The organism is Staphylococcus sp. aM (assembly GCF_052975125.1).
The window spans coordinates 777,353-799,399 of the sequence record NZ_CP121447.1 but is presented as its reverse complement, the minus strand read 5'-3'; the positions used below and the strand labels follow the sequence as shown (position 1 = coordinate 799,399).

The 22,047-nt window shown below is 32.6% G+C and carries 22 protein-coding genes; 4 read left to right on the top strand and 18 right to left on the bottom strand.

Annotated elements, in window-relative coordinates; translation table 11 throughout:
- Positions 1-196 precede the first annotated feature (196 nt).
- The 6 genes from P7F85_RS03820 to fdaB all read right to left on the bottom strand — a co-directional run bounded on the left by P7F85_RS03820 (position 197) and on the right by fdaB (position 6,708).
- Positions 197-454, bottom strand: a complete 258-nt coding sequence (locus tag P7F85_RS03820) for a type B 50S ribosomal protein L31 (protein WP_002451669.1) — start codon at positions 452-454, stop codon at positions 197-199.
- A gap of 111 nt (positions 455-565) precedes the next feature.
- Entirely contained in the window at positions 566-1,882 is a 1,317-nt protein-coding gene (rho, locus tag P7F85_RS03815) for a transcription termination factor Rho (protein ID WP_002466784.1), read from the bottom strand.
- Positions 1,883-2,144: 262 nt separating this feature from the next.
- Complete coding sequence (locus P7F85_RS03810) at positions 2,145-3,572, bottom strand: aldehyde dehydrogenase family protein (RefSeq protein ID WP_002466777.1); 1,428 nt, start codon at positions 3,570-3,572, stop codon at positions 2,145-2,147.
- 276 nt (positions 3,573-3,848) lie between these two features.
- Positions 3,849-4,187 carry a winged helix-turn-helix transcriptional regulator gene (locus P7F85_RS03805; RefSeq protein ID WP_002466765.1) on the bottom strand — a complete coding sequence of 113 codons (339 nt, stop codon included), beginning with the start codon at positions 4,185-4,187 and terminating at the stop codon, positions 3,849-3,851.
- An 87-nt stretch (positions 4,188-4,274) separates the two neighbouring features.
- Positions 4,275-5,534 carry a UDP-N-acetylglucosamine 1-carboxyvinyltransferase gene (locus P7F85_RS03800; RefSeq protein WP_002466771.1) on the bottom strand — a complete coding sequence of 420 codons (1,260 nt, stop codon included), beginning with the start codon at positions 5,532-5,534 and terminating at the stop codon, positions 4,275-4,277.
- Between the two features lie 313 nt (positions 5,535-5,847).
- Positions 5,848-6,708: a class IIb fructose-bisphosphate aldolase FdaB gene (gene fdaB, locus P7F85_RS03795; protein WP_002466755.1), complete on the bottom strand. Its 861-nt coding sequence runs from the start codon at positions 6,706-6,708 to the stop codon at positions 5,848-5,850.
- 218 nt (positions 6,709-6,926) lie between these two features.
- On the opposite strand from fdaB, the gene P7F85_RS03790 reads away from it, so the two are divergent.
- Positions 6,927-7,448 (top strand): DUF2529 domain-containing protein, encoded by a 522-nt coding sequence (locus P7F85_RS03790; protein ID WP_002466744.1) that lies wholly within the window; start codon positions 6,927-6,929, stop codon positions 7,446-7,448.
- Positions 7,449-7,501: 53 nt separating this feature from the next.
- Here the strand turns inward: P7F85_RS03790 and P7F85_RS03785 are convergent, their stop codons facing one another.
- The 3 genes from P7F85_RS03785 to P7F85_RS03775 all read right to left on the bottom strand — a co-directional run bounded on the left by P7F85_RS03785 (position 7,502) and on the right by P7F85_RS03775 (position 10,944).
- Positions 7,502-9,109: a CTP synthase gene (locus tag P7F85_RS03785; protein ID WP_015364819.1), complete on the bottom strand. Its 1,608-nt coding sequence runs from the start codon at positions 9,107-9,109 to the stop codon at positions 7,502-7,504.
- Between the two features lie 330 nt (positions 9,110-9,439).
- The gene (rpoE, locus tag P7F85_RS03780) at positions 9,440-9,970 is read right to left on the bottom strand and encodes a DNA-directed RNA polymerase subunit delta (protein WP_002467228.1); all 531 of its coding nucleotides are present in this window, start codon (positions 9,968-9,970) and stop codon (positions 9,440-9,442) included.
- A 113-nt stretch (positions 9,971-10,083) separates the two neighbouring features.
- Positions 10,084-10,944, bottom strand: a complete 861-nt coding sequence (locus P7F85_RS03775) for a GNAT family N-acetyltransferase (protein WP_002467231.1) — start codon at positions 10,942-10,944, stop codon at positions 10,084-10,086.
- 243 nt (positions 10,945-11,187) lie between these two features.
- Between P7F85_RS03775 and coaW the strand changes: the two genes are divergently transcribed.
- Positions 11,188-11,997: a type II pantothenate kinase gene (gene coaW, locus P7F85_RS03770; protein WP_002467210.1), complete on the top strand. Its 810-nt coding sequence runs from the start codon at positions 11,188-11,190 to the stop codon at positions 11,995-11,997.
- A gap of 56 nt (positions 11,998-12,053) precedes the next feature.
- Here the strand turns inward: coaW and P7F85_RS03765 are convergent, their stop codons facing one another.
- From P7F85_RS03765 to P7F85_RS03755, 3 genes are all read right to left on the bottom strand, one after another.
- Positions 12,054-12,719 carry a DUF2750 domain-containing protein gene (locus P7F85_RS03765; RefSeq protein ID WP_002467223.1) on the bottom strand — a complete coding sequence of 222 codons (666 nt, stop codon included), beginning with the start codon at positions 12,717-12,719 and terminating at the stop codon, positions 12,054-12,056.
- A gap of 179 nt (positions 12,720-12,898) precedes the next feature.
- Entirely contained in the window at positions 12,899-14,092 is a 1,194-nt protein-coding gene (gene ldmS / locus P7F85_RS03760; protein WP_002467222.1) for an L-aspartate--L-methionine ligase LdmS, read from the bottom strand.
- On the bottom strand, positions 14,089-15,276 hold the full coding sequence (locus tag P7F85_RS03755) for a M20 family metallopeptidase (protein WP_122135066.1): 1,188 nt from the start codon (positions 15,274-15,276) through the stop codon (positions 14,089-14,091). Before P7F85_RS03755 ends, ldmS begins: the two co-directional genes overlap by 4 nt.
- Positions 15,277-15,522: 246 nt before the next feature.
- Here P7F85_RS03755 and P7F85_RS03750 point away from each other — a divergent pair, with 246 nt between their 5' ends.
- Positions 15,523-15,993: an S-ribosylhomocysteine lyase gene (locus P7F85_RS03750; RefSeq protein WP_002467219.1), complete on the top strand. Its 471-nt coding sequence runs from the start codon at positions 15,523-15,525 to the stop codon at positions 15,991-15,993.
- 343 nt (positions 15,994-16,336) lie between these two features.
- On the opposite strand, the gene P7F85_RS03745 is transcribed toward P7F85_RS03750, so the two are convergent.
- The 4 genes from P7F85_RS03745 to deoC all read right to left on the bottom strand — a co-directional run bounded on the left by P7F85_RS03745 (position 16,337) and on the right by deoC (position 19,913).
- The gene (locus P7F85_RS03745; RefSeq protein WP_002467236.1) at positions 16,337-16,687 is read right to left on the bottom strand and encodes a DoxX family protein; all 351 of its coding nucleotides are present in this window, start codon (positions 16,685-16,687) and stop codon (positions 16,337-16,339) included.
- On the bottom strand, positions 16,684-17,874 hold the full coding sequence (gene deoB / locus P7F85_RS03740) for a phosphopentomutase (protein ID WP_002467206.1): 1,191 nt from the start codon (positions 17,872-17,874) through the stop codon (positions 16,684-16,686). The genes P7F85_RS03745 and deoB overlap by 4 nt, the downstream gene beginning before the upstream one ends.
- An 11-nt stretch (positions 17,875-17,885) precedes the next feature.
- On the bottom strand, positions 17,886-19,187 hold the full coding sequence (locus P7F85_RS03735) for a pyrimidine-nucleoside phosphorylase (RefSeq protein ID WP_031464143.1): 1,302 nt from the start codon (positions 19,185-19,187) through the stop codon (positions 17,886-17,888).
- A gap of 63 nt (positions 19,188-19,250) precedes the next feature.
- On the bottom strand, positions 19,251-19,913 hold the full coding sequence (gene deoC / locus P7F85_RS03730) for a deoxyribose-phosphate aldolase (protein WP_002467224.1): 663 nt from the start codon (positions 19,911-19,913) through the stop codon (positions 19,251-19,253).
- A gap of 165 nt (positions 19,914-20,078) precedes the next feature.
- Here deoC and deoD point away from each other — a divergent pair, with 165 nt between their 5' ends.
- On the top strand, positions 20,079-20,789 hold the full coding sequence (deoD, locus tag P7F85_RS03725) for a purine-nucleoside phosphorylase (protein ID WP_002467212.1): 711 nt from the start codon (positions 20,079-20,081) through the stop codon (positions 20,787-20,789).
- 160 nt (positions 20,790-20,949) lie between these two features.
- On the opposite strand, the gene P7F85_RS03720 is transcribed toward deoD, so the two are convergent.
- Together P7F85_RS03720 and P7F85_RS03715 are read right to left on the bottom strand one after the other, a co-directional pair.
- The gene (locus tag P7F85_RS03720) at positions 20,950-21,396 is read right to left on the bottom strand and encodes a Dps family protein (RefSeq protein ID WP_002467230.1); all 447 of its coding nucleotides are present in this window, start codon (positions 21,394-21,396) and stop codon (positions 20,950-20,952) included.
- Positions 21,397-21,599: 203 nt separating this feature from the next.
- Entirely contained in the window at positions 21,600-22,022 is a 423-nt protein-coding gene (locus P7F85_RS03715; RefSeq protein WP_002467208.1) for a thiol-disulfide oxidoreductase DCC family protein, read from the bottom strand.
- Positions 22,023-22,047: the final 25 nt, after the last annotated feature.

Here is a 22,047-nt window from a genome sequence, read left to right as displayed (position 1 = left end):
ATAAATGCTATTTTTGCAATCTATTCTATTATACAATAATAACTCGAAAAAGTTAGTTACAGTATTTTCCCTTAGCTAATCTCATTTCTAAATTACTTCCATCTATATTAATTATCAAGTTTATCTCTAAATAGACTATAATAAAAAAAACTGCCTACATAACCATTGACATGGTGTAGACAGTCTAAACTTAAAATTAGTTGTTGTTTGATTTGAGACCAAACTTTTTGTTGAAGCGTTCCACACGACCATCCGCAGCAGCGAATTTTTGACGTCCTGTATAGAAAGGATGTGAATCAGAAGAAATATCTAAACGAATAACTGGGTATTCATTACCATCTTCCCACTCCATAGTTTCTGATGATGTTTTAGTAGAACCACTTAAGAATTTAAAGTTTGTAGTAGTATCTAAAAAGATAACTTTATGATACTCAGGATGAATTCCTTGTTTCATTGTTTTCAGCTCCTTTGCCCTGAACCATCTGGAACAGAGTTATTTGTGAGTTTTTACCCAATACTTGGTAATTATAATAGTAATTAATGTAAAACGCAACCCTTTGAAAAATTAAATAATAGGTTTACCTGTTTTTGTGCTTTCTTCTGCCGATTTTTGTAGTTGTTCAAAGAAATCTTTATTATTTTTTGAACGTTTTAACTTACGAATAAATCTCTCGGTAAAATCAGTAGAATCCGTGAAGAGATTACGAAGTTGCCATAATGTATCTAATTCAGCCTTACTAATTAGCAATTCTTCTTTACGTGTAGAACTTCGGCCTATGTCTATAGCTGGGAAGATACGTCGTTCAGATAATTTACGATCTAAATGAAGCTCCATATTACCAGTACCTTTGAATTCTTCATAAATCATATCGTCCATTCTTGACCCTGTATCTACTAAGGCTGTAGCTAAAATAGTTAAACTGCCACCCGCTTCGATATTTCGAGCTGCACCGAAAAAGGCTTTTGGTTTATGAAGAGATGCTGGATCAAGACCACCAGAAAGTGTACGGCCGCTAGGTGGAATGACTAAGTTATATGCTCGAGCTAATCGAGTGATTGAGTCCATTAATATAATGACATCTTCGCCTATTTCCACAAGACGTTTAGCTCTCTCTAATAATAGTTCTGCAACTTTTACGTGATGTTGTGGTGGTTCATCAAAAGTTGAATGCACAACTTCAGCTGATTCTACTGAACGTTCAATATCAGTTACCTCTTCAGGTCTCTCACCAACTAACAAGACAAATAATTTAGCTTCTGGTTTATTGGTAATAATTGCATTAGCAATTTCTTTAAGTAATGAGGTTTTACCTGCCTTAGGTGGCGCTACAATGAGCCCACGTTGTCCTAAACCAATAGGTGTTACTAAATCCATGATACGTGTTGAATAATTTCTTGGTTCAGTTTCTAGTAAAATTCGTTCTTCTGGATACAAAGGTGTCAACGCTTGGAAGTGAGGACGTTTTTTTACTTCTTCAGCATTTTGATCGTTAACAAAGTCCACTTGTAGTAATCCATAATATTTCTCATTATCTTTCGGTTTACGAACTTTACCTGTTACTTTATCGCCTCTTTTTATTTCAAAACGGCGAATTTGACTTGCTGAAATATAGATGTCTTTTTCACCCTTAGAATAATTGACAGTTCTTAAGAAACCATAACCATCGGGTTGGATATCATCTAAAATACCCTCCATGTAATAATTGCCATCTTTCTCCATTTGAGCTTCCATGATAGCTAATACAAGTTCTTTCTTATTCAATTTACTATAATTAGTTAATTTTAAAGATTTAGCTTTCTGAGTGAGTTCTTTAGTAGTGTTATTTTTGTATAGTTCGTGGAAAGATTCATATTGAGGAGAAGTTCGTTCTCGTTCAGGCATAGACTTGCACCCATTTCCTTATTTTTTATGTTAAAAAGATTTTGAAAGAACAATGACGGATATTTAATAGCAATTGCTAAAAATGCAAATTAAAGTATTTCTCTCGTCTTTATTCTTCATTACCTTCTAAATACTAGAATAACTATAGCAAATTTTTAATTTAAATACAAAACGAATTTTGTATTTAACGTATTAAAAACAATGCACGTTACGCCATGACGTAACGTGCATTAATAAAAATTTAACAACAATATTGATTTAATTATTTAAAATAACCTGCAATTGATTTTACTTCTAAGAATTCTTCAATTCCGTAGTCGCCCCATTCACGACCTAATCCAGATTGTTTATAACCACCAAATGGTAAATCTGGTTTACGTCCAGCTTCATTAATTTCAACTGTTCCAGCTTCAATTGAACGTGCCACTTTGTGTAATGTGTCTTTATCATTACCAATGACATAACCAGCTAGACCATATTTCGTATCATTTGCTATTTTAATTGCTTCGTCTACATCATTATAAGTGATCACTGACATAACAGGACCAAAAATTTCTTCTTGAGCAATAGTCATATGATTATCAACGTTAATGAAAATAGTAGGACGAGCAAAATATCCTTTTTCTAGACCTTCAGGTTTACCAGGACCTCCGTAAAATAATTCTGCACCTTCTTCAATACCTTTATCAATATATGATTGAACTTGGTCAAATTGTTTCTTACTAATAATCGGTCCAACTTGTGTACCTTCTTCTCTAGGATCACCGACTTTAACAGAACTAAATTGTGCTTTCACAGCTTTTAAGAAGTCTTCTTTAATACTATTTGGTACTAATACACGTGTACCTGCAGTACATACTTGTCCAGTATTATTGACAACTTTACCTGTTGTTGCTTTAGCTGCCTCTTCAATATCAACATCATCTAAAACGATATAAGGTGATTTACCACCAAGTTCTAGTGACACTTTTTTGAAGTCTTTAGCTGCTTTTTCCATAATTTTTGAACCTGTAGGGCCTGAACCTGTAAATGACATCATTCTAACTTTAGGATGTTCACTTAACGGATTACCTACACCTTCACCGTCACCATTTACAAGGTTAAATACACCTTTAGGCACGCCTACTTTATCAAAGATTTCAGCTAATATAACAGCAGCAAATGGTGTTTCTTCTGATGGTTTTAATACAACAGTACTCCCTGCCGCAAATGCTGCAGCTAATTTAAGTGATGTTTGGTTAGTTGGGAAATTCCATGGTGTAACTAATCCTGCTACACCGATAGCTTCTTTAACAACTAAATCGTCACCACGTTGTTCTTCAAATTCAAAACTGTCTAAAGCATCTCTAGCTGCAGTGAAATGATTAAGTCCCATTTGATAATGGACTTTTTCAGAAATTGATAATGGCGCACCAAGTTCATCAGTGATTGCTTGTACGATATCTTCTTTTCTATTTTCATATTCCTTAACGATTTTATCTAATAAATCTCTTCTATATTCAACAGAACTATGACGGAAATCTAAATAAACATTATCTGCAGCTTCAACTGCTTTATTCACATCTTCTTCGTTACCTTTAGCCACTGAACCAATGACTTCTTCAGTTGCAGGGTTAATTACTTCTATTGTTTCACCACTAGCACTATCAACCCATTCACCATTAATATATTGTTTAGTGAAATGTCTCATTAAACTTCACTCCTTAGATTTGTTATACAACTATTCTAACCATATTGTTACAAAGTTAAACATATTTGCTCATCGATTCAATTGCGCTTAATCGTTTTTAATATAGAATTTATTACACCTAAATCAAATTAAATTAATCTGTAAAGTAAGTTAGAAAAAGAGTGAAGCAATCATTATATTGCCTCACTCTTATAATATATCCCTCTTTTTTAAATTAATAATAGGGATCTTGTCATGATCTAGAAATAAAAACAATTCTAAGTATAACTGCCTGAATTATTTTACAGTTTCTGCTTCTGATTCTAGATTAATGTTATTTTGTGCCCATTCTTCAATTGGTTTTAAAGATTCAGCCAATGAACTTCCTTTTTCTGTCAATTCATAAATAATGGTTACTGGACTAGTGGATACGATTCTTTTTTCAACCAATCCCCAGTCTCCTAATTCAGTCAGTTTAATACTTAGTGCACGAGGCGTGATTGTTTTCAAGTCTCTTTTCAAATCGGAAAAATGTGCAGATTGGTCTTCGCATCTAGATAAATAGTTGATGATTAAACCGTTCCAACTGCGTCCTAATATTTTAAAAGTTTCTTCTAAATAAGGACATACTTCCATAATACTCACCTCTCACTCAAATATCTTAATACTAATGCACTAAAATCTGTGCTTATAATTTTAAGTATATTTATTATACCACATTTTTTAAACTGTTTCAGTCCAAATTTCTGCACCAAGTGCTTTTAAATGTTCAACAATTTGAGTATACCCACGATAAATGTGTTTAACATTGTATATCGTTGTAACACCTTCCGCGATTAAACCAGCTACAATCAAGCATGCACCAGCTCTTAAATCACTTGCATAAACTTCTGCACCATTAAGTGTTGATGGTTTAATCGTTGCTGTGCCATTATCTTTATTAATATTAGCTCCCATTTGTTGCAGTTCTTCTACGTGCTTAAATCTTTCAGGATAAATTGTATCTGTAACAAACGATGGACCATTTGCCATAAATAATAGTGGTGTAATCGGTTGTTGAAGATCTGTTGCAAATCCGGGATATACAAGCGTTTTGATATCAATACTATGATACGGTTCGCTCTTTCTAATAATCGCTTTTTCATCGCTTAATTCAATATCGACACCTAATTCTTTTAATTTAGCTGTTAATGCTTCAACATGTCTTGGTACTATATTATTAATTACGACTTCTTCTCCAGCAGCAGCCGCCATACACATGTATGATCCCGCTTCAATACGGTCTGGTATCACTTGATATTCTGTACCATGTAATGTATCTACGCCAGTAATTTTAATTGTCGTTGTACCTGCACCTTTAATTTGTGCACCCATACTAATAAGGAAATTAGCCACATCTACGACTTCAGGTTCTTTTGCTGCATTTTCAATAACTGTTTGACCTTCAGCATGTACTGCAGCCAACATAATATTAATTGTAGCACCAACACTCACCATATCTAAAAAGATATTAGCTCCTTTTAATTGTTTAGCTTCAATTTTCATTGACGTGTCACTAGATTCATCGATTTCTGCCCCTAGTGCTTTAAATCCTTTAATATGTTGATCTATTGGACGTGGCCCTAACGGACAACCACCAGGAAGTCCAATAACACACTTTTTAAATCTCCCTAGCATTGCTCCCATCATATAATATGAGGCTCTTAAAGATTCAACTTTATTATTTGGTAGTGGTGCATTTTCAATTTGAGTTGTATCAACATCTAATTTAGTACCATCTAATTTTGTTTTAATATTTAAATCTTCTAATAAGCTAACAAGTGTTTCTACATCAGAGATTTGTGGCAACCCATCCAAATTTACATGTCCCTGGGCTAATAATGTAGCAGGAATAATTGCTACAGCACTATTTTTAGCACCACTAATATTCACTTCTCCTTTAAGTGTCTTTCCACCTCTAATTTTGATTACCTCTTGAGCCATATCTTTTTCTCCTTTGTTTCCTTCATTTGTTAAAAATTTACATTATTAGCATTATAAAATAATTTTACTTTGTTTGTAAAATAGTTCATGAATACATAGCTATTTCAACATTATTTTATATCATATCAGTTTGAAATTACGAATTTAAAGTCTGTATTCTCTACTTTAAATTGTGTTGATTTGTATATGCTAACAATTCCACATTTCTATTTAGTAAGCTTAAAACTTATGCAATTTTATAAATTTCGTAATCATTATAGCATAAAAATAAGCCATTAAACCTAGGTTTAATGGCTTATTAAAAGATATTTAATTATTTAGCACGGTTTGAAGTACCGAATTCTTTAATTTTACCTTTAACTGTTGCTTTAATTGCTTCACGAGCAGGTCCTAAATATTTACGTGGATCGTAAACTTCAGAATCATTGTTTAATACATCGCGAACAGCTTTAGCTGAAGCAATTTGGTTTTCAGTGTTAACATTAATTTTAGCAGTACCGTAAGGAATCGCTTTTTGAATGTCTTTAGTTGGGATACCAGTACCACCATGTAATACTAATGGTAAACCAGTTGAAGCACCAATTTCTTCCATTTCTTTGAAACCTAATTTAGGTTCACCTTTATAAGGTCCATGTACTGAACCTAATGCAGGTGCTAAAGTATCGATACCAGTTTTTTCAACTAGTTCTTGACACTCTTTAGGATCTGCATAGATGACACCGTCAGCTACTACATCGTCTTCTTGACCACCAACTGTACCTAATTCAGCTTCTACTGAAACGCCTCTTTCATGAGCATATTCAACTACTTTAGAAGTAATTTCCACATTTTCTTCAAATGGACTATGAGAAGCGTCAATCATTACTGAAGTGAATCCAGCATCAATTGCTTCTTTACATTTTTCAAAGCTTGAACCATGGTCTAAATGGATTGCTACTGGTACTGTGATGTTTAAGTCATGCATTAATCCTTCAACCATTTTAACTACTGTATAGAATCCGCTCATGTAACGAGCAGCTCCTTCAGAAACACCTAAAATAACTGGTGCATTCTCTTCTTGAGAAGCTTCTAAAATAGCTTGAGTAAATTCTAAGTTATTTAAGTTGTATTGACCAACCGCATAACCATTTTCTTTTGCATCGATTAACATTTCTTTCATTGAAACTAAAGGCATTATAGTTCCTCCTTGAGTGCTTGAGCACGTATTTTTTCAAACTCATTATAACAAAATTACTACTTAAATGCATTCGAATAGATGATTTAAAATTTACAATTTTCACAATCCTTACCACTACTAGATTTGGAAACGTATCCAATTATAATTAGTTTTAATCATTGCATTCAATCATGGGTTTATTTACAATATTTTAATGAATAGAATGGAGGAAAATTATGTCAAAAATACTTAATACGCAATTAATTGGTATCTTCGATAGAATAGAAAAACAAGCATTAGATGTACAAATGGGTGCACAATGTTTAATTCAAGCTATTGGTGGAGAAGGCCATGTTTATGTTAAAGGATATGACGATTTAAAATTTTATGAAGACTTTATTTTAAATAGTCATGAAAAATTAAAATCGAGCTTACCACTATCAGATTTAAATAACTTTGAAGAACTAGATACAACAGATCGCGTATTTTTATTTTCACCTACATATAATGAAGACGTCGAATGTGACGTGAAACAATTAATTGAAACAGATGTCGACTTTGTACTTGTATGCAATCATCCTAAACGAGATGATTTCCCTGAACATTTAATGCATTTTATCAACTTGTCTACACCTAGACCGATCGTATACACTGAAGATTACGATAAGATAGTACAACCTCACCCTATTGCTTTTAACTATATTTATTATGATATTTATACACAAATGGTTGAAATGACACGTGATTTAGAATTATAAAATGATAAAGCCTATGGGTATGAACTAATTCATATCCATAGGCTTTATTAATATTATTTTTGTTGATGTTTTAAAGCTGCTTCAACAAATGCTTTAAAAATAGGTTGCGGTCTATTTGGTCTAGATAAAAACTCTGGATGGAATTGACATGCAATAAAGAAATCTTTTTCTGGAATCTCTACCATCTCAATTAATCTTCCATCTGGACTTGTTCCAGAGAATACCATTCCATTAGCTTCTAATTGCTCTCTATAATCATTGTTAAATTCATATCTATGACGATGTCTTTCTTCAATATTATTTTCATTATAAATAGAATGTGCTAAAGTACCATCTTTAATTGTACAAGGATATAATCCTAATCTTAAAGTACCACCTAAATCTTCAATATCTTTTTGTTCAGGTAATAAGTCAATAATTGGATGTGGTGTGCTAGGATCTAATTCAGCTGAATGTGCACCTTCTAAACCTAAAACATTACGTGCAAATTCCACTGTAGCTAATTGCATTCCTAAACAAATACCAAAGTACGGAACATTATTTTCACGTGCATATTTAATTGATGAAATTTTACCTTCGCTAGCACGGAAACCAAATCCACCTGGTACTAGAATACCATCTACATCAGATAGGTAACTTTCGACATTTTCATCTGTTACTAAACTTGAATCTATCCATTTAACAACAACATCTTTTTTGAATGGATAACCTGCATGTTTAAGTGATTCTACCACAGATAAATATGCGTCTTGTAGGCTTACATATTTACCAACTAAACCAATGGTAATCTTACCATCTAAACTATTTACAGTATCTAGTAAATGCTGCCATTCATCTAATTGCGTTTCATATTTAGCGTTTAATTGTAGACGTTTAATAACAATGTCGTCCATTTCTTGTTTACTCAATTGTAGTGGAATCTCATATAATGAATCAGCGTCACGACATTCGATAACACTTTCTTTATTAATATCGCAGAATAAAGCAATTTTATCTTTTAAGTCTTGTGTCATTTCATATTCAGTACGAACAACAATTAGGTCTGGTTGGATACCTAATCCACGTAATTCTTTAACGCTATGTTGCGTTGGTTTAGTTTTCATTTCGCCTGCTGCTTTGATATATGGTAATAGTGTACAGTGAACATACATTACATTTTCTCTACCTAAATCACTTCTAATTTGTCGAATTGCTTCTAAGAATGGTAAAGACTCAATATCCCCTGTTGTACCACCAATTTCAGTAATAACAACATCAGCATTAGTACTTTCTCCAGCTAATAACAAGCGCTCTTTAATTTCATTAGTGATGTGTGGAATTACTTGTACTGTTCCACCTAAATAATCACCACGACGCTCTTTTTTCAAGACGTGTGAGTATACTTTACCTGCAGTTACGTTTGAATACTTATTTAAATTGATATCGATAAAACGTTCATAGTGTCCTAAATCTAAATCCGTTTCAGCCCCATCATCAGTTACAAAAACTTCACCATGTTGATAAGGACTCATTGTTCCTGGATCGACATTTAAATATGGATCAAATTTCTGAATCGTAACTTCAAGACCTCTATCTTTTAATAATCTTCCTAAAGATGCAGCAGTAATCCCTTTACCTAATGATGAAACTACGCCACCTGTTACAAATATAAACTTTGTCATGATTTGACCTCCTGAATTTTATTAGAGTTTGCATATTATTTACTTAAAATCAAAAGCATTTACTATAAATTAAGTATGTATTTAATTAGAAAGGAACAATGTGTTTAATACATTCACATATGCTTTATGTCACAATGTATTTAGTCATTACTTTTAAATAATATTCATTCTACAACATTAAACATTACATTGGAATCTTATTTTATTAAAATAAAAAAACGCTCCCTCTCACATATTTGTAAGGGGAGCGTATAATATTTATACACGTGTCCTATTTAAAGGAGCCCAAATAAAATTCTATCATTTTTATACTAAAAGTCAATTAGAAATTTAGCTTTGATATTCTTCTTCCTCTTCTTCATCATCAAAGTCATCATCGTCATCTTCATCTTCTTCGTCAATAACGATATCAGTTTCATTAATTTCATCTTCGACTTGTTCATCTTCAGGATCATTTAATGTTTCTTGATCGTCTGTAACTGCTGGAATATCATCATCGTCATCCGCTTCATCTTCACCTAATAATTTAAGGTTTTTATCTTCTTCATCATCGTCATCAAGAATATCAAATTTTTGAATAGTTGGTGCAATTTTTTCTTCAATATCATCTACTGAATACCAATCACGAATCCCCCATTGGTTTTCGCCGATATTTAAGAAACGACCATCAGTATTTAAATCTGTATAGAATTGAACAACACGATTTTCAATTTCATCGTATTCGTAATTACCTAAGGCTTTGAATTCATCAATAATATCATATAAATTCATTGTTTCGCCTTTTTCATTTAGAAGTGTGTAAGCCATATCGATAAATGATTTTTCATCTACCATTTCTTTTGTGTAATCTTTAATTTTCATTATAAAATACTTCCTTTCAAAGGATTTTTATCTTAAACTAGTAGGTCAAATTTCGTTAATTAATAGTAACAAAAATAAATTATAAATGACAATGGGCGTTTACGCAATCTCTGTTAATAATTTATATATTTTTCAAATAGAATGTAATCCTCTGCTTGTTCTACTTCTACAAAGTTACTATTAATACACAGTGGACTTAATTCGTTATTTTCTCCATACAATGTAATGGATAATACTTTAATATTATCAAAGTTTTTACGTATATAGGTCGGTAATTGTCTTAATGCACTTTCTGCTATACCTTCATTTCGATGCGTTTTATTAACTTCAATTCCAGAAATGCGCATTCTATCTTCAATCTGTTCAATACCTATAAAACCTACTTTTTCTCCATCTTTAAGTAAGTTAATTAAATGAATATTAGCTTCTTCTGAAGATTCGTTTTCAACGAGTTTCAATGAAGACACATGTTTAGAATCTAAATCTAGATAATACAACCTTTCTTTACCAATTGGTCCTTCTTCTTTTGTAGCTGTATGCATAAAACCTGCACGTTCATACACATTCCAAGCTGCTTGATTCTCAGCATCAACAACTAAAAACAAATGGTTAAAGTCTGGGAACAACGCTTGTACATATTGAGGTAAATACATCATCATTTTAGTACCGTAGCCATGTCCTTGATAACGTTCATTAACTGACAATGATCGTACATAAACGACATTTTCAGGTGTATCATAACCTTCATGTTGATAATATTGATGTAATACGAAGAACCCCACTACTTCTCCATCCTTATTCTTTGCAATATTAGCAACACGATTTTCGTCATTCAGCGCTTCTTCTAAAACCGTTTTAGGTAATGAAGAATATATTTGTTGTCTCTCACTTAATTCAAAATTTAATATATCTTCACGATATTGTTCTTCAAACACTTGAATCGTTATATCTTCAAATTGCTTTTTTATATTCATAAGTTAATCCCCTATCTTTAATTACTCACTTATTATATATTACTTTACCCTATTGTAATATGAATTCTCATAAAATTTAAAATATCTACCAAATTAAATGTATACAAAGTACTCTTTTAGAATTGTAATTGAATTGCATTGTTTGATGGTTTTATTTTTTTAAAATAAAATAAACTCTTGTATTTCCCTTAATTTATTATACTATTATGGGTGATGGATTTTTGATTTGAGGTGAATGCGGAAATGAAAATTGGAATCGATGCTGGTGGAACTTTAATTAAAATCGTTCAAGAATTCGAAGATAAACGTGAATATCACACCGAACTTACCATTAATATTGATAAAGTGATACAGTGGTTAAACCACATTGAATTCGAAAGTTTAAGTTTGACTGGTGGACAAGCAAGTATAATAGCTGAACAACTAACAAAACCCACTCAAAATTTTGTTGAGTTTGATGCTGCTTCAAAAGGACTAGGTATTTTACTTAAAGAACAAGGTCATGATATTAATCAATATATTTTTGCTAATGTAGGTACAGGTACTTCACTACATTATTTTGATGGTCATCAGCAACAACGTGTTGGAGGTATCGGTACTGGTGGCGGTATGATTCAGGGTCTTGGATACTTATTAAGTCAAATTTCAGATTATAAACAATTAACAGATTTGGCTCAAAAAGGCGACAGAGATACGATTGATTTAAAAGTCAAACATATTTATAAAGATTGCGAACCTCCTATTCCGGGTGATTTAACAGCAGCAAACTTTGGGAATGTATTACATCATATGAAAGAAGACTTTTCAATAGAGAATAAACTAGCCTCTGTAGTGGGCGTTGTGGGAGAAGTCATTACAACAATGTCTATCACAGTTGCTCGTGAACATCAAACGGATAATGTTGTTTACATAGGTTCTTCATTCAACAATAATCCGTTATTACGTAAAGTAATTGAAGATTATACTGTATTAAGAGGATTCAATCCATTTTACATTGAACATGGAGCCTTTTCTGGGGCAATTGGTGCAATACATCTGAATGATCATAATTAAACAAAAAAAGGAGGTCGAGACAAATACTTAATGTCTCAACCTCTTTTTCTATTTTATTAAAAAGTTGTTTCGTTAGATAATTTTTGGGCTGATACTATTGTTCCGATAACACCTGGTTTTAAGTCTATTCCAACGCCTTTATCATCATCACGTAATTTATCTAACCATTCGCCAAAAACACTGGCTTCAATTTCAATTAAATCACATTCTTCAAAGTCTTCGTCTTTTACTTTTTGAGCTCTTTTTTTTAAGCTCCACACCGGCATAATTTGTGGTTTGTCTTCTCTTCCATCATCTATTAAAATAAAATTTTTTTCATTCTTATTAGTTAACCCATATACATGATCATATTTCGCTACATCTCTAACAAATTCTTTCACTCTGATTTTATCCAATTCTGACATCAATTCTCTAGTGACATCATAGATATTGACAAGTTCACCTTCATTATTGTTTGTCGTATTGATCATTACCTTATCAGTTTCATCAAATAATTCTTCTAAATCATATGCGACAAAGCGATCTAAATCTAATTGTATTACTTTATCGTAATTGATGTCGTTTTCATCTAAATATTGCTTCGCAGTGTCTGTATCTGTCCATACAGCTACATAGGACTGTTCATTTTTCATTAAACGTACTATTTTTTTATTTTTTGAAGCAAAATAAATATACTCATTTATTAACATTTCTTTGAAAAACGATTCCTCTTTGTAAGACATTTTACACCCTCGATTCATAGATATTCTTTTATTCCTTACTTAAAATATTAAAATACTCATTAATGTTAGTCAATAAGGTAAGAATGGTATACTTGACGCTCACTTTTTTCATTTTTCCTTTTTTAAAAAAACTCTTAAAACTTAAGCCTATCACTTAAATTTCAAGAGTTTTCACAATATTATTTAGCTTTTAATTCTTCTAAAAATGCTTTCTCCAATTTTTGAATCGATGCTTTGTCTTTACCATGCCAAATACATCCGAATCTAGAGCTCACCTTATTTTTACCATACCAATCACCATCATAATAAGATAAAGGATATAGAACACCTTTTTTCACATATTTTAAGATGGTATTGAAGAAATGATTATTATCTCCATCTGAAAAGTAACTATAGAATTTATGATATCCGTCTGTTAATTCGTCCGATAAGAGTAACATACTAGTTGAACCATTTTGTCTAAAGTTTAAATCTATAGCGTATACGTCATTGTTTTCATCTAACAACAAATCGAATCCCGCAACACCAAAGAAACCTAAGCTTACACCGATTGACATAATTTCTCGACCTGCATCTATGACATGTTGTGGCACATCATCTACATTTTCATTACCATTATAGAAACCATAATCATTTGTTAATTGTCGAGCAGTACCTAGATATTGAATACCGATGTCTTCAGAATAAGCAAATTGAACACAATAGTTTTGTACAGCTTCAATTTTTTGTTCAATAATTAATTGATCAGTTGCTTCCGTTGCTTCCTCGATGCGCTTTTGAGCTTCGGCAAGATCATGATCATTATAACAAATCATCACACCATATCCTCCTGCGGTTGGTAAATCATCCCCTGGTTTAATAACAAAAGGATATTGCCAATTCTTTATTGCATCTTTGAAAGACTCTATAGGAACAATCTCTCTCTTTGGAAGGTATTTACCATCTGTCCATTCCGGAATTCTCGCCTTGTTGTTAAGCGCTACAAACACATCTTTATTTAATGCATAGTATGACTTCTCTAGTACATCGTCATCATGAATATATTGGAAATATAATTTTTTATTATTTTCATATGCCAATTTTTTTATTAAAGATTCATAAGTTTGTTGATCTCTAAACTGATAAATATGAGGCGGAATTTGTTTACCCACCTCTTTAAATAATGTCTCTAATTTAGAAGTTACACTTGCTTCATGTACAATAACTGGAAACTGATTCGCAATTAACAGCTCTCGACCAGTTAAAAAATTAGATTGATGTTCATCAGGCTTTAGCCATGGATTAGATATATAGGAAGGCCTAGATGTATAAACAACATCATCATTATATAAATCGCTTAATGTTAATTTGGGACTATATACGTTTTCACTCATGATTTCACATATCCTTTCATATGATGATGTTCTTCAACTATTTCATCGAATAATGTTTGGTTTTCAATTATTTCCAATCCCATTAAGGCCATAATTTTTGCGCCTTTGATGAGTGCTTGATCACCTTGTAAACTAGCTGCTGCTTCTCTAAATCGGTGGGTATGTCCTACTAAATTTCTTGATCCAATTTTAATGTGTGGGTGTATAGTTGGTACAACATGGCTTACATTACCTGTATCAGTTGAACCATATCCAAAGTCATCATCAATGACTGCTTCCCCCATTTCAATAGCATATTTTTCAAATAAATCGTCTAATTTTGGTGATTTGATTAACTCGTTCACACCATTCTGAATTGGACCAAATTCATAATCACAACCTGTTTGAATTGCCGCACCTCTTGCTATCTGTTTTACTTTTTCTGTTAAAACGTCTAATTCTTTTCTTGTTGTGGCTCTTGTGTAAAAGCGAGCATGTGTATAATCAGGTATAATATTCGCTGCTTTACCACCATCTAAAATAACCCCATGTACACGTTGACTCTTTTTAATATGTTGTCTTAATTGTGCTACACCATTAAAATATGAAATCATAGCATCCAATGCGTTTCGAGCTTCATCCGCATTTTCAGAAGCATGTGCGCTTTTTCCATAAAATTTAACATCTAATACATCTACAGCTAATGTATTTATTGTTTTGTAAGTTTCATTTCCTGGATGTACCATTAATGCAATATCAATCTCATCAATGATACCTGCTTTAACATATGATGCTTTAGCACTTCCATTTTCTCCGCCTTCTTCTGCTGGACATCCAAGTACCACAACTGAACCGCCAATATCGTCAATGACCTGCTTTAAAGCAATACCACCTAATGCGCTTGCCGTACCGATAATATTATGTCCGCATGCATGACCTAATCCCGGTAATGCATCATATTCTGCTAAAAAGCCAATGGTTGGACCTTCATTCTTTGATTCATATCTTGCAATAAATCCTGTGGCATGCCCAGCAATATCTGTTTCAATTTCAAATCCATTCGTCTTCAAACAATCAATTAATGTTCTTGAAGCGAAAATTTCTTCATTACCAAGTTCTGGTCTTTCATGTATTCGATGACTCATTTCTACATAATCATATTTATTGTTTTCAATATAATCTAATATATCTTGTTTCTTACTCATATTACCTAACTCCCATTCTACGACTGCACTATAATGACCACATCTATCAATTAATTATTACTTATTCTATCGGATTTAGATTTAAATGTCATTACATTTATAAATATTTACACAATTTTCTCACTATTCAAACTTGTAAATTTAACATAAGATACTGTTACCTCGAAATTGTAAAAACAAAACAGTATTGTTACAATTTAGTTATTAATAATATAGTTGTTTCGTATATTTGAGGAGGAAAATATAATGCCTAAAATGAACGTAGAAAGTTTTAATTTAGATCATACAAAAGTAGTTGCACCATTTATTCGATTAGCAGGTACAATGGAAGGATTAAATGGTGACAAAATTAACAAATATGATATTCGTTTTAAACAACCTAACAAAGAACATATGGAAATGCCTGGTTTACATTCACTAGAGCATTTAATGGCAGAAAACATCAGAAACCATACAGATAAAGTAGTAGACTTAAGCCCAATGGGTTGTCAAACAGGATTTTATGTATCTTTTATTAACCATGATGATTATGAAGATGTATTAGATATTGTTGAAAAAACTCTATATGATGTTTTAAATGCAACAGAAGTCCCTGCATGTAATGAAGTACAATGTGGTTGGGCTGCTAGTCATTCACTTGAAGGCGCTAAAGAAATCGCACAAGCGTTCTTAGATAAGCGTAATCAATGGCACGATGTTTTTGGCAATGCTCAATAAAACAATATTTGTATAAAAATAAGAACTTATGACATAAATATCAATATAAAAGCACAACGATGATTTGAAATTTCAAATCATCATTGTGCTTTATTTATATTTAATACTACATATTGACTGACATCGCTTTGACCAACTTGCATTACTTGTAGAAACTGATTTAATCAGTTTCTTTGTATTGGGTCCCTACCTAGGGTGCCGTCTTAGCCTCGGTCTTCGACTGGCACTGCTCCCTCAGGCGTCTCGTCAACAATACTCCTTATTAACATGTCATTTTACTTTAAAATACTTTTAAAAATGCCAGAATGTTAGTAATGAAGCTAACATCCTGGCTTATTTAATTTTATAATTTTTTTACAAGACTAATAAGTACAAATTGTAATGGTAAACGTAACCATAATGCCCATGCTGGCACTTCTTTATCACCAAGTGGTAGTTTTTTTCTAGCCATATAAACATTGGCAGGTAAAACTGCTAATAAGAATAGATTTATTCCTTTTTTCAACCAGCTTGCTGGGCGTTTAATAAGTAATGCGATACCAAAGAATATTTCAAAAACACCAGTTACAAGTACTGCTGTTTTTTGTAAAGGTAAATAATCAGGCACTATATTTCTGAACTGTCTTTCTCTCGTAAAATGTAATACACCTGCTGTTCCAAAACTAATACCTAATAACCATCTTAGAAATTTCATTCGTGTTCCACTCCCATTTCTTTTAAATAACTTTTTCCAAATTCGAGCATTTCTACGTTGAAATTATCTGCAATTGTTGCACCTAATGAACTAAATGTTGTATCTCCAGGTAATTCATGATACTTTTTGATTTTCGGACTAAACATTAGTACAGGTATATACTCTCTAGTATGGTCTGTACCTTCAGCTGTTGGATCATTACCATGATCTGCTGTAATAATTACTAAATCATCTTCATTTAAGTTGTCGATAAGCTCGGGCAATCGATTATCAAAGTCCTTGATTGCTTGTGCATATCCTGGCTTATCACGACGATGACCGTATAGTGCATCAAAATCAACTAAATTAAGAAAACTTAATCCATTGAAATCTTTTTTTACAACATTAATTAATTGATCCATGCCATCCATATTGCTTTTAGTTCGGATAGCTTCAGTTACACCTTCACCATCATAGATGTCATTAATTTTTCCGATTGCAATAACATCATAACCGTTATCTTTTAATGCATTCATAACTGTTTTACCAAACGGCTTTAATGCATAGTCGTGACGATTAGATGTGCGTGTAAAGTTACCAGGTTCACCAACATATGGTCGAGCAATAATCCTGCCAATTAAATACTTAGGATCTTTAGTTAACTCTCTCACTTTCTCACATATATCATATAGTTCTTCTAAAGGGATCACATCTTCATGTGCCGCAATTTGAAGTACTGGGTCAGCACTTGTATATACAATCAAATCACCAGTTTTCATTTGATGTTCGCCCCACTCGTCAATAATCTGAGTACCAGACGCAGGACGATTAGCAACGACCTTTCTACCTGTCATATTTTCAATTTCATGAACTAATTCATCAGGAAAACCATCAGGGTATACTTTAAATGGTTGCATAATATTTAATCCCATTATTTCCCAGTGCCCTGTCATTGTATCTTTACCTACTGAAGCTTCACTTAATTTTGTATAAAAAGCTTGAGGTTCCTCAACACTTGAGATAACTGGTAATTGATCGATATTTCCTAATCCTAATCTTTCTAAATGAGGTAATGACTGATCAAAACCTTCAAGTGTATGCTTTAAAGTATGTGAACCTTCATCATTAAATGCTGCCGCATCAGGTCCTTCGCCAATACCAACTGAGTCCATCACAATTAGATGCACACGTTTAAATGGTGTAGTCATATTTACATCTCCTACTCGGTAATTATTTTGTGTATTAATGTTGGTGTGTAACCTTCACTATCAATTTTAATACTTTCGTTTAATTTATCAAATATATCATTTACATTTTCTTTATTACTATGGATGGTTAGGATAGACTCACCAGCATTTACTTTATCGCCGACTTTTTTATTTAAAACGATACCCACACTTAAATCGATGATATCTTCTTTAGTTTGTCTACCTGCACCTAACATCATTGATGCAACCCCAATTTCATTAGCCACCATTTCTGATATAAAACCATCCTTTTGAGCAGTATATTCAATTTTGTATTTCGCATCTTCAAGACTGTCAGGACGTTCTATTATGCTTACATCGCCGCCTTGATTACTAATAAAAGTTTTAAATTTATCTAAAGCTTTACCAGATTGAATTGCTGCTTCTAATAATTCACGTGCATCTTTTAAATTATCTGCTTTTTTAGCAAGTACAACCATTTGTGAACCTAATGTAAGTACCAATTCTGTTAAATCATCTGGACCATGTCCTTGTAGTGTTTCAATTGCTTCTTTTAGCTCTAAGCCATTACCAATCGTGTTACCTAAAGGTTGACTCATATCAGAAATAATCGCCATTGTATTTCTTCCAACGTTATTACCAATACTTACCATCGCATGCGCTAAAGCTTCGGCATCTTCCAGTGTCTTCATGAATGCACCACTACCTGTTTTTACATCTAGAACAATTGCGTCAGCTCCAGCTGCAATTTTTTTACTCATGATTGAAGATGCGATTAAAGGAATAGAATTGACAGTTCCAGTAACATCTCTTAATGCATATAACTTTTTATCTGCCGGTGTTAGGTTACCAGATTGTCCCATAACTGCGACCTGGTTCTCATTGACTAACTTAATAAATTCATCTTCAGTTAATTCAACATGAAAACCTTTCGCAGACTCTAATTTATCAATTGTGCCACCTGTATGGCCTAATCCACGACCACTCATTTTAGCTACTGGAACACCTACTGAAGCCACTAATGGTGCTAGTACTAATGTTGTTGTATCACCAACACCACCTGTAGAATGTTTATCTACTTTAATCCCTTCAATATCAGATAAATCGATGACATCTCCAGAATTAACCATTGCCATTGTTAAGTGAGCACGCTCTTCTTCATTCATATCTTGAAAGAAGATTGCCATAGCTAAACTTGACGCTTGATAATCTGGTATATCTCCATTGGTATAGCCTTTGATGAAGAAGTCGATTTCTTCCTTGTTTAATGATTTCCCGTCACGTTTCTTTTCAATAATATCTATCATTCTCATAAAAACAGCCCCTTTTTAGATGATTGTTTCTTGATTTGCGCTTCTTTACTTTAATGAGATGAATTAATAACTTGAATCTGATTCTAACCCTTGAATAATTTGTACACCTGCACTCGCGCCAATACGTGTCGCACCTGCTTCTAACATGCGATTAAAATCTTCTAAATTACGTACACCGCCTGAAGCTTTGACTTCTAATGCATCACCGACTGTATCTTTCATTAATTTAACGTCTTCAGCTGTAGCACCTCCACCAGCAAATCCTGTAGAAGTTTTAACAAAATGTGCACCCGCTTCTTTTGCAAGCTCGCATGCTTTTACCTTTTCTTCATCTGTTAATAAGACAGTTTCTATGATGACTTTAACCGTCTTACCATTCGCTGCAGTCACTACGCTCTCTATATCTTCTTTGACATCGTTAAAGCGCTTATCTTTTAATGCACCAATATTAATCACCATATCAATTTCTTTAGCACCATTTTCAATGGCATTTTTCGTTTCAAATGCTTTTACTTCTTTAGTCGATGCACCGAGTGGAAAACCGATGACAGTACATACTAATACGTCTGTTCCTTTTAATTGTTCTGCTGAATACTCCACGTGTGTTGGATTAACACAAATCGATTTAAAACCGTATTCCTTAGCTTCACTGATTATTTTATCGATTTGTTCACGTGTTGATTCAGGTTTTAACTGTGTGTGGTCTATATATTTTGCATAATTCATTAAAAGGTCCTCCTCACTTATTTAAAATGCTATTTTCGTCCAACTCATGCGGTGAACGAATGCATTCGTTAAACATACCCTTCAACTATATAGTACAAAAATTAGCAATAAATTTAAACAAATGTTATCTTAAACATAATCATGTAATTAAGGAGAAGATAACAAATGACAAAAGGCACACCTCATATTCAACCTAATGGAGTTAAAATCGCTAAAACAGTATTAATGCCAGGTGATCCACTACGTGCAAAATACATTGCTGATAACTTCTTAGAAAATGTTGAACAATTCAATGAAGTTCGTAATATGTTTGGATATACAGGAACATATAAAGGTAAAGAGATTTCAGTTATGGGTTCTGGTATGGGTATACCTAGTATAGGTATTTATTCGTATGAGCTTTATAATTTCTTTGATGTAGACACAATCATCCGCGTGGGTTCATGTGGTGCATTACAAGAACATGTAAATTTATATGATGTCATCATCGCACAAGCTGCATCTACTAACTCAAATTATGTTGATCAATATCAAATTCCTGGTCATTTTGCACCTATCGCTGACTTTGATTTAGTGACAAAAGCAAAACTTGCTGCTGATAATATCGGCGCAGTATCTCATGTTGGTAACGTTTTATCATCAGATACTTTTTACAATGCAGATGAAACGTTTAATGATGCATGGAAGAAAATGGGGATTTTAGGCATTGAGATGGAATCAGCTGGGTTATATTTAAATGCCATTCATGCTGGTAAAAAAGCATTAGGCGTTTTCACAGTAAGCGATCATATCTTACGAGATGAAGCAACAACTGCAGAAGAACGTCAAACATCATTTACACAAATGATGGAAATTGCATTAGAAATAGCTGAATAAAAATAAGACCAAGCACTTTTAATAGATGTGCTTGGTCCTTTTATTAAGATTTTACTAAATAACAAGAAACAATGGCGTTGTTATTTAGTAAAATCTTTTTTGAAAAGCTAAGAGGAACTTTCTTAATCAAAGTCCCTCTTAGCTTAATTTTATAGTCGTCTTATTTACCTAAATAAGATTGTAACATCCAATTATGTTTATCTACTGACGTTTGCATACCGATAAACATATCTTCAGATACATCATCGCCAGCGTCACCTGCTACCTTAATAGCATTTTCTAATTGTTTTGAAATGTTTGTGAAATCTTTAGATAATTCTTCAACCATTTGTTCAGCAGCGTAACCTTTGCCAGCTTCTTCAACGATTGACATATCTAGACTTTCTTTCAATGTTCCAACAGGATTACCACCAACTGCTAGAATACGTTCTGCTAAATCATCTACATATTGTGCAGCCTCATTGTATAACTCTTCAAATTTCACATGTAATGAGAAGAAATTAGGTCCTTTTACATACCAATGGAAGTTATGCAATTTAGTATAAGCAACTGTCCAGTTAGCAACTTGTTGGTTTAATTCTTTTACTACTTCATTATGATTTGTCATATTAATATACGCTCCTTTAATTCATTGACTATACCTTTATTATATTAGAATCATTATAATATGTAAAGTAAAATGATACTCTTGTTTAGAATTATTATAAACAAGTTCGAATTATGTTCACAAATGAATCACTTTATTCAAGATATAAAACTTTATCTATGATTATACTTTTTTAATTAGTAATTTCTTTTCTCAATTAAATACTATAATTGAGAATAAGTCAATTTGACATGCTCATTATCATCTAAAAAGAATGATTTCTCATAAGCATTAGGTTGATGCCAATGTGTGTGCCACATTTTATCTCTGTTATTAGCAAATAATTGATAACCAAAATTTCTAATTGGCTTAGGTACGACATATAATAATAAACCTAAAAATTTATACTGATTAGGCAGTGACGTTATAAGTGAAGCAATCGCTGTAGATTCATATTCAATATGGTCTCCATCTACTACAATTACACTATTTCTATCCTTCGCCTCGGGATGTTGATTAAACAACTGTTGACCGTACTCACCTTTTAATGTTGCAAATTCATATTTGTGTGATAAACCTTTTTGAATTAACCATATCGCATAGTTATAGCAATAAACACAATTGCCATCATAATAAATAATTGCCATAATAACCTCACTCCTTTTTATCTCA

Bases quoted from the DNA above. Each gene is read 5' to 3' on its own strand.
- P7F85_RS03820 (WP_002451669.1), bottom strand. From the start codon at position 454: ATGAAACAAGGAATTCATCCTGAGTATCATAAAGTTATCTTTTTAGAT.
- rho (WP_002466784.1), bottom strand. From the start codon at position 1,882: ATGCCTGAACGAGAACGAACTTCTCCTCAATATGAATCTTTCCACGAA.
- P7F85_RS03810 (WP_002466777.1), bottom strand. From the start codon at position 3,572: ATGAGACATTTCACTAAACAATATATTAATGGTGAATGGGTTGATAGT.
- P7F85_RS03805 (WP_002466765.1), bottom strand. From the start codon at position 4,187: ATGGAAGTATGTCCTTATTTAGAAGAAACTTTTAAAATATTAGGACGC.
- P7F85_RS03800 (WP_002466771.1), bottom strand. From the start codon at position 5,534: ATGGCTCAAGAGGTAATCAAAATTAGAGGTGGAAAGACACTTAAAGGA.
- fdaB (WP_002466755.1), bottom strand. From the start codon at position 6,708: ATGCCTTTAGTTTCAATGAAAGAAATGTTAATCGATGCAAAAGAAAAT.
- P7F85_RS03790 (WP_002466744.1), top strand. From the start codon at position 6,927: ATGTCAAAAATACTTAATACGCAATTAATTGGTATCTTCGATAGAATA.
- P7F85_RS03785 (WP_015364819.1), bottom strand. From the start codon at position 9,109: ATGACAAAGTTTATATTTGTAACAGGTGGCGTAGTTTCATCATTAGGT.
- rpoE (WP_002467228.1), bottom strand. From the start codon at position 9,970: ATGAAAATTAAAGATTACACAAAAGAAATGGTAGATGAAAAATCATTT.
- P7F85_RS03775 (WP_002467231.1), bottom strand. From the start codon at position 10,944: ATGAATATAAAAAAGCAATTTGAAGATATAACGATTCAAGTGTTTGAA.
- coaW (WP_002467210.1), top strand. From the start codon at position 11,188: ATGAAAATTGGAATCGATGCTGGTGGAACTTTAATTAAAATCGTTCAA.
- P7F85_RS03765 (WP_002467223.1), bottom strand. From the start codon at position 12,719: ATGTCTTACAAAGAGGAATCGTTTTTCAAAGAAATGTTAATAAATGAG.
- ldmS (WP_002467222.1), bottom strand. From the start codon at position 14,092: ATGAGTGAAAACGTATATAGTCCCAAATTAACATTAAGCGATTTATAT.
- P7F85_RS03755 (WP_122135066.1), bottom strand. From the start codon at position 15,276: ATGAGTAAGAAACAAGATATATTAGATTATATTGAAAACAATAAATAT.
- P7F85_RS03750 (WP_002467219.1), top strand. From the start codon at position 15,523: ATGCCTAAAATGAACGTAGAAAGTTTTAATTTAGATCATACAAAAGTA.
- P7F85_RS03745 (WP_002467236.1), bottom strand. From the start codon at position 16,687: ATGAAATTTCTAAGATGGTTATTAGGTATTAGTTTTGGAACAGCAGGT.
- deoB (WP_002467206.1), bottom strand. From the start codon at position 17,874: ATGACTACACCATTTAAACGTGTGCATCTAATTGTGATGGACTCAGTT.
- P7F85_RS03735 (WP_031464143.1), bottom strand. From the start codon at position 19,187: ATGAGAATGATAGATATTATTGAAAAGAAACGTGACGGGAAATCATTA.
- deoC (WP_002467224.1), bottom strand. From the start codon at position 19,913: ATGAATTATGCAAAATATATAGACCACACACAGTTAAAACCTGAATCA.
- deoD (WP_002467212.1), top strand. From the start codon at position 20,079: ATGACAAAAGGCACACCTCATATTCAACCTAATGGAGTTAAAATCGCT.
- P7F85_RS03720 (WP_002467230.1), bottom strand. From the start codon at position 21,396: ATGACAAATCATAATGAAGTAGTAAAAGAATTAAACCAACAAGTTGCT.
- P7F85_RS03715 (WP_002467208.1), bottom strand. From the start codon at position 22,022: ATGGCAATTATTTATTATGATGGCAATTGTGTTTATTGCTATAACTAT.